Raw genomic sequence first — 6,134 nt, forward strand, 5'->3', positions numbered from 1 at the left:
CACTCCGGACGGAACGCATTGGAGTATCGATGGCTAAGCCTGGCCGCCCCGGAGCGGGCAACAGCAAGAAGAAGGGTGCCATGAAGGGCACCGGCGGTCTCGGCCGCAAGTCGCTCGAGGGCCGCGGCCCCACACCCAAGGCCGAGGATCGCGCCTGGCACGTCGCCGGCAAGCGCAAGGCGGCCCAGGAGCGCTTCGCCGCCGCGGGCGGCAAGGGCAAGGCGGGGCAGAAGCCGCAGGGGCGCGACATGAACCGGCAGGCGCGCAGCAAGGCGACCGACGACACCGAGACGGTCACCGGCCGCAACTCCGTGCTCGAGGCGCTGCGCACCAAGATCCCCGCGACGTCGTTCTACATCGCGCAGCGGGTCGAGATGGACGACCGAGTGAAGGAGATGCTCGCGATCGCGCGGCACCGCGAGATCCCCGTGCTCGAGGTCACCCGCCAGGAGCTCGACCGCATGGCCGGGTTCGACGGTGTGCACCAGGGCGTCGCGCTGAAGGTGCCGCCATACGAGTACGCGCACCCGCAGGATCTGCTCGAGCAGGTCATCGATCGCGGTGAGACGCCACTGTTCGTGGCCCTCGACGGCATCACCGATCCGCGCAACCTCGGGGCGATCATCCGCTCGACCGCCGCCTTCGGCGGCCACGGCATCATCCTGCCGCAGCGCCGCTCGGCGAGCGTGAACAGCGCGGCGTGGAAGACCAGCGCCGGCGCGGCCGCTCGGCTGCCCGTCGCACTGGCCGCCAACCTCACCACGCTGCTGAAGGAGTTCAAGAAGCAGGGCGTGTTCGTGCTCGGTCTCGACGGCGGGGGAGATGTCTCCCTTCCCGCACTCGAGCTGGCCGATCGGCCCGTGGTGATCGTCGTCGGCTCCGAGGGCAAGGGGCTCTCGCGCCTGGTCACCGAGACGTGCGACCAGATCGTGTCGATCCCGATCTCGGGCGCCACCGAGTCGCTGAACGCCGGCATCGCGGCATCCGTCGCGCTGTACCAGGTGTCGACCGTCCGCGCCGCCGCGGAGTAGGACGCGCTCGCGCGGCCCGGACCCGAGCCCGGCTGCCGGCTCTAGACGAGGTCGCGCCAGTCGATCGCGGCGGTGTCGTCCGACACCTCGACCGAACCGGTCTGCACCGGAACGCCCAGCGATTCGGTGGGCGGTCCCATGATGGTCGCCTCGTCACGGCGGTGCCGCAGCACGTCGTTGATGTAGCTCGTGAGCACCTCGGCGAGCGGCACCGACCGCGACTGCGCCTGCGACAGGTACCAGCGGTGCTCGAGCACCTGGTGATACACCTCAGCGGGCTCGAGCTTGGCGCGCAGGTCGTAGGGGATGGCGCGCACGACCGGCTCGAAGACACGCGTCAGCCATTCGTGCGCGTACATCTCCTCTTCGGCCCACGACTTGGTGGAGCGCACCCGGAACTCGTCGAGGTCGTTGAGCAGCCGACGCGCCTGGTTCTCCTCGACGTCGAGACCGGTGAGACGGATCAGCCGCCGCTGGTGGTGGCCGGCGTCGACAACCTTCGGCTGGATGCGCACGGTCGTGCCGTCCGCGGTGGTCTCCATCGACATCTCGTCGATGTCGAAGCCGAGCGCGTTGAGCTTCTCCACCCGCTCGGTGATGCGCCACGTCTCGCCCGTCGAGAACGACTCCTCGTCGGTCAGCGCCGCCCACAGCGAGCGGTACGACGAGACGATGCCGTCGGCGATCTCGAGCGCGTCAACGCCGCCCTCCAGTCGGCCCCCGGCGGCGAGGTCCATGATCTCCCCGGCGACGTTCGTGCGCGCGAGGTCGAGGTCGTACGCCCGCTGACCGTCGGTCAGACCCTCCTCATGCAGCTCGCCGGTCTCGGCATCCACCAGATAGGCGGCGAAGGCGCCCGCGTCGCGACGGAACAGCGTGTTCGACAGCGACACGTCGCCCCAGTAGAACCCCACGTTGTGCAGCCGCACGAGCAGCAGGGCCAGGGCGTCGACCAGGCGCGTGGCGGTGTCGGGGCGCAGCGTCTGGGTGAACAGCGCGCGATAGGGCATCGAGAAGCGCAGATGCGAGGTGACGAGGGCGGCGGGCAGCGCCTTGCCGTCGGCATCGGTGCGTCCGGCGATCACCGCGACCCGGCTGACGCAGGGCACGTCGAGGCGGCCGAGGTTTCCGAGCATGTCGTACTCGCGCTGCGCCATCTCGGCGGTGGTCTCCTTGACGGCGACCACGCGCCCCGACAGATCCGCGAAGCGCACGAGGTGGCGGGAGAGGCCCTTCGGCAGCGACACGATGCGTTCCGACGGCCACTTCCCGAGCGGGGTCGACCAGGGCAGACTCAGCAGCCCCGGATCGATGGTGCTCGCGGTGATGCGCAGCGACTCCTGCATGATTCCTCCGAGAACACCGCGGCGCGGGAGACCCTGAGGTCCGCCCGCGCCGCGTGTGCTGATTCGTCAGGCCGAGACGACCGGCTTGTCGTTGAGGCGCTCGCCCGACTCGATGTCGAAGGCGTGCACGTGACCGGGGTTGGCGGCCAGCGTGACCGTCTCGCCGGCGTTCGGGTGGTTTCGACCGTCTACGCGCGCGACGATGTCGGTGCGCTTGCCGTTGATGTCGGTGTGGCCGTAGAGGTAGCCGTCAGCGCCGAGCTCCTCGACGAGGTCGACGACGACCGAGAGGCCCTTGCCGTCGGCGGGGCCGACGGTGATGTCCTCGGGGCGCACGCCCACGGTGACCTGGGAGCCGTTGGTGCGGCCCACCGTGTCGCGATCGAGCGGCACGACCTCGGTGCCGAAGCGCACGCCGCCCTCGGCGAGGTCGGCCGAGAACAGGTTCATCGCCGGGGAGCCGATGAAGCCGGCCACGAACACGTTGTTCGGCTTCTCGTACAGGTCGCGCGGGGTGCCGACCTGCTGCAGGATGCCGTCCTTGAGCACCGCGATGCGGTCGCCCATCGTCAGGGCCTCGGTCTGGTCGTGCGTGACGTAGACCGTGGTGACGCCGAGCCGGCGCTGCAGCGAGGCGATCTGGGTGCGGGTCTGCACGCGCAGCTTCGCGTCGAGGTTCGACAGCGGCTCGTCCATGAGGAACACCTGCGGCTGGCGCACGATCGCGCGGCCCATGGCGACACGCTGACGCTGGCCACCCGAGAGGGCCTTCGGCTTGCGGTTCAGGTACTCCTCGAGGTCGAGCAGCTTGGCAGCCTCGAGCACCCGGCTCGCGCGCTCCTCCTTGCCGATGCCGGCGATCTTCAGGGCGAAGCCCATGTTCTCGGCGACGGTCATGTGCGGGTACAGCGCGTAGTTCTGGAAGACCATCGCGATGTCGCGGTCCTTCGGCGGAACGTCGGTGACGTCGCGGTCGCCGATGAGGATGCGGCCGCCGTTGACCTCTTCGAGGCCGGCGAGCATGCGCAGCGAGGTGGACTTTCCGCAGCCGGACGGGCCGACGAGAACGAGGAACTCGCCATCGGCGATCTCGATGTTCAGCTTGTCGACAGCCGGACGCGTGCCGCCGGGGTACAGGCGGGTGGCGTCGTCGAACGTAACGGTGGCCATGGTTTCTCCTTCACCGGCAGGTACGTGCCGGACGATCCTTCGTGATGGAAGCGGCGGACGCTGCCCGCCGTGACCCGCCATCGGGTCGGGATCAGTATGGCATGGCGGCGCGCGTCTGGGTATTTCTCAGGCTGCCTCGTTAACATCGAATCTGGCGCCGCAGTCTCCGCGGCCGCGGGATCACCCATCCCACCCGATCTTCAAGAGGAACGATGTCGAGCGACGAAACGCCGAACGTGCCCGCTGCTCGCCACTCGCGCGAAGCCGTGCGGGAGAAGGCTCAGTTGGTGCACGCCCAGCAGTCGCGAGCGCGACTGATGCGACGGCTCATCATCGGTCTCGTGGCGATCCTCGCCGTCGGCTCGATCGGCGCCGCCGTGGCCTACGCCGTCAGCTCGTCGATCTCGAAGCCTCAGCTCAGCCCGAGCGGGATGTCGGGCGACGGAGTCACGGTGACCGAGGTTGCGGCAGACCCGTCCGGGGCAGTGGTGAGCCAGGCGCCGTCGGAGGACGCCTCGGAGACGGGGGAGAGCGCGACGCCGGAACCCGACCCGTCGGCCTCGGCGGGCGCGAAGCCCACCGAGATCCACATCTACGTCGACTATCTCTCGGCGGGAGCCGCCGAGTTCGAGCGCGCCAACGCGCGTCAGCTCGCGGGCTGGATCACGGAGGGGGCCGTCACGGTGACCTACCACCCGGTCGCACTGCTCACCGCCAGCTCCAACGGCACGAAGTACTCGCTGCGCGCCGCTGGTGCCGCCGCCTGCGTCGCCACCTACGCGCCGGACAGCTTCTACGACTACAACCACGAGCTGCTCGCCGGACAGCCCGAACCTGACAGCGACGGCCGCAGCGATGCCGACCTGGCCGACCTCGCGGTCGCCGTCGGTGTGTCGGATGCCAAGAAGGTGCGCTCGTGCATCGAGAAGCAGGACTTCGTGTCGTGGGCGAAGGCCGCGACCGATCGCGCGCTCGAGGGTCCGCTGCCCGGCACCGACGATCTGAAGCTGAACAACGAGGCGCTGATCCTCGTCGGCGGCAAGTCGTACGTCGGCGCCCTGAACGACCCTGCGGAGTTCTCGCAGTTCGTGCTGACCGTCGCGAGCGACGAGTACTTCGGCTCGACGAAGCCGACCCCGACGCCCACGCCCACCACGCCGGCCTCCTGAACCGGCTGAACGGCGCGGCTGACCCGCCCGCCGTCGCTATGCTGGATGACGGTCCGCCGACTTGGCGCAATTGGTAGCGCACCGTACTTGTAATACGGGGGTTACGGGTTCGAGTCCCGTAGTCGGCTCCACTGACGAGGCACGTGCACCCGCGAGGGGCGCGTGCCTCGTCCGCGTCAGAAGAGGGTCTGAGCGCCCTTGTCGTCGTCGCGTGGCGCGGCGGCGACCCGCTCGTCCAGGCCGGCGGCGGCGAGCAGAGCCTCGTCGATGAGATCGCGGGTGGGATCGCCGTGCAGCCAGTCGTCCGCGAACGCGGTGGGGATCAGCACGGGCATCCGGTCGTGGATGTCCGCCAGGTGCGGGGGAGCGGGACGCATCACGATCGAGTAGCAGGTGATCCACTCGCCGTCGGGCGTGCGGCCGCGCTGCGTGACCGCGGCCATGCCGAACAGCACCCCTCGGCCGAGACCGAATTCATGCCAGATCCGATCAGGCTTCTGCATCTCGAACCAGCCCGTCGCCGGCACCAGGCCGCGGCTGCGCAGAGCGCCGGGGCGATCCTGCAGGCGCTCGGACCGCGTGTTGATCGACGGGAACTTCGCCGGCTGCCCGTCGACGAGGAATCCCCACCAGGCGGGCTCGAGGGCGGCGGTGCCGTCGTTCGCCGTCACCAGGGGATTCAGGTTGCGCAGGTTCTTCCCGGTCGGACGCAGGGTCTCACCCGCGTTGTGCTCGGCCCATGAGCGCAGCCCGTCGAGCACGGCGTCGTCGGCCTCGGCCAGCAGCTCGGCATCGGTGAAACGGGGATCCAGTCCGTAGCTCGCGCACATGCCGACAGGGTAACGGCGGGCACCGACATGGTGAAGGGGCTGTCGCGAACGGCGAGCGCAGTCCGCTGCGGGTAGCCTGGAGCGAGTGACGCCCCCTCGCCCGCTGCCCGCATGGATCGCGCTGGGCGGTGCTGTCGCGATCGGGGCGATGACGGCCGTCCAGGCCCGGATCAACGGCGTCCTCGGGGTCCGGATCGACGACGGCATCGTCGCCGGCCTCATCTCGTTCTCCGTCGGGCTCGTCGTCCTCATCGTGGTGATGCTCGCACTGCCGTCCGGCCGCGCCGGCATGGGGCGGCTGCTCACGGGCATCCGGTCGCGCAGCATCCCGTTCTGGATGCTTCTCGGCGGCACCTGCGGCGCTCTCACGGTCACCACGCAGGGGCTCGTCGCCGGCGTGCTCGGAGTGTCGCTGTTCACCGTCGGCGTGGTGGCTGGCCAGACGCTGCACGGCCTGCTGCTGGACCGCATCGGCGTCGGTCCGTCGGGAGTCGTCGCCGTCACGCCCGGACGGGTGATCGGCGGGGCGCTCGCCCTCGCCGCCGTCGGCATCTCGCTGGCCGGCGGCGTGCTCGCGACCGCGCCGCT

At 70.0% G+C, this 6,134-nt stretch carries 6 protein-coding genes and 1 tRNA gene; 4 read left to right on the forward strand and 3 right to left on the reverse strand.

All coding sequences use genetic code 11. The annotated features are described in order from the left end of the window. Window positions 1-29: 29 nt before the first annotated feature. Window positions 30-1,031 (forward strand): 23S rRNA (guanosine(2251)-2'-O)-methyltransferase RlmB, encoded by a 1,002-nt coding sequence (gene rlmB / locus RT309_RS13225; protein WP_313357745.1) that lies wholly within the window; start codon window positions 30-32, stop codon window positions 1,029-1,031. Between the two features lie 41 nt (window positions 1,032-1,072). Here rlmB and RT309_RS13230 read toward each other — a convergent pair whose 3' ends face one another. Further along, window positions 1,073-2,377, reverse strand: coding sequence for a DUF4032 domain-containing protein (locus RT309_RS13230; RefSeq protein ID WP_313357747.1), 1,305 nt, complete (start codon window positions 2,375-2,377; stop codon window positions 1,073-1,075). Window positions 2,378-2,443: 66 nt separating this feature from the next. Continuing rightward, window positions 2,444-3,547 carry a sn-glycerol-3-phosphate ABC transporter ATP-binding protein UgpC gene (locus tag RT309_RS13235; RefSeq protein ID WP_313357749.1) on the reverse strand — a complete coding sequence of 368 codons (1,104 nt, stop codon included), beginning with the start codon at window positions 3,545-3,547 and terminating at the stop codon, window positions 2,444-2,446. 212 nt (window positions 3,548-3,759) lie between these two features. Between RT309_RS13235 and RT309_RS13240 the strand changes: the two genes are divergently transcribed. Both RT309_RS13240 and RT309_RS13245 read left to right on the forward strand, forming a co-directional pair. Next, window positions 3,760-4,716 (forward strand): thioredoxin domain-containing protein, encoded by a 957-nt coding sequence (locus RT309_RS13240; RefSeq protein ID WP_313357751.1) that lies wholly within the window; start codon window positions 3,760-3,762, stop codon window positions 4,714-4,716. Window positions 4,717-4,771: 55 nt separating this feature from the next. Then, window positions 4,772-4,847 (forward strand) — tRNA-Thr (locus tag RT309_RS13245). Window positions 4,848-4,892: 45 nt separating this feature from the next. Here the strand turns inward: RT309_RS13245 and RT309_RS13250 are convergent. Continuing rightward, window positions 4,893-5,546 carry an SOS response-associated peptidase family protein gene (locus RT309_RS13250; RefSeq protein ID WP_313357754.1) on the reverse strand — a complete coding sequence of 218 codons (654 nt, stop codon included), beginning with the start codon at window positions 5,544-5,546 and terminating at the stop codon, window positions 4,893-4,895. An 85-nt stretch (window positions 5,547-5,631) separates the two neighbouring features. Here RT309_RS13250 and RT309_RS13255 point away from each other — a divergent pair. Then, window positions 5,632-6,134: DMT family transporter (locus RT309_RS13255; protein ID WP_313357755.1), on the forward strand; the 503-nt coding region annotated here is incomplete at its 3' end.

Origin of the sequence: Microbacterium sp., from assembly GCF_032084865.1 — a bacterium.
In the GTDB taxonomy this organism is placed as follows: domain Bacteria; phylum Actinomycetota; class Actinomycetes; order Actinomycetales; family Microbacteriaceae; genus Microbacterium.

What these genes read in the sequence shown, in the direction of transcription:
- RT309_RS13250 (WP_313357754.1), bottom strand. Translation starts at nt 5,546, where the DNA reads ATGTGCGCGAGCTACGGACTGGATCCCCGTTTCACCGATGCCGAGCTG.
- RT309_RS13235 (WP_313357749.1), bottom strand. Translation starts at nt 3,547, where the DNA reads ATGGCCACCGTTACGTTCGACGACGCCACCCGCCTGTACCCCGGCGGC.
- RT309_RS13240 (WP_313357751.1), top strand. Translation starts at nt 3,760, where the DNA reads ATGTCGAGCGACGAAACGCCGAACGTGCCCGCTGCTCGCCACTCGCGC.
- rlmB (WP_313357745.1), top strand. Translation starts at nt 30, where the DNA reads ATGGCTAAGCCTGGCCGCCCCGGAGCGGGCAACAGCAAGAAGAAGGGT.
- RT309_RS13230 (WP_313357747.1), bottom strand. Translation starts at nt 2,377, where the DNA reads ATGCAGGAGTCGCTGCGCATCACCGCGAGCACCATCGATCCGGGGCTG.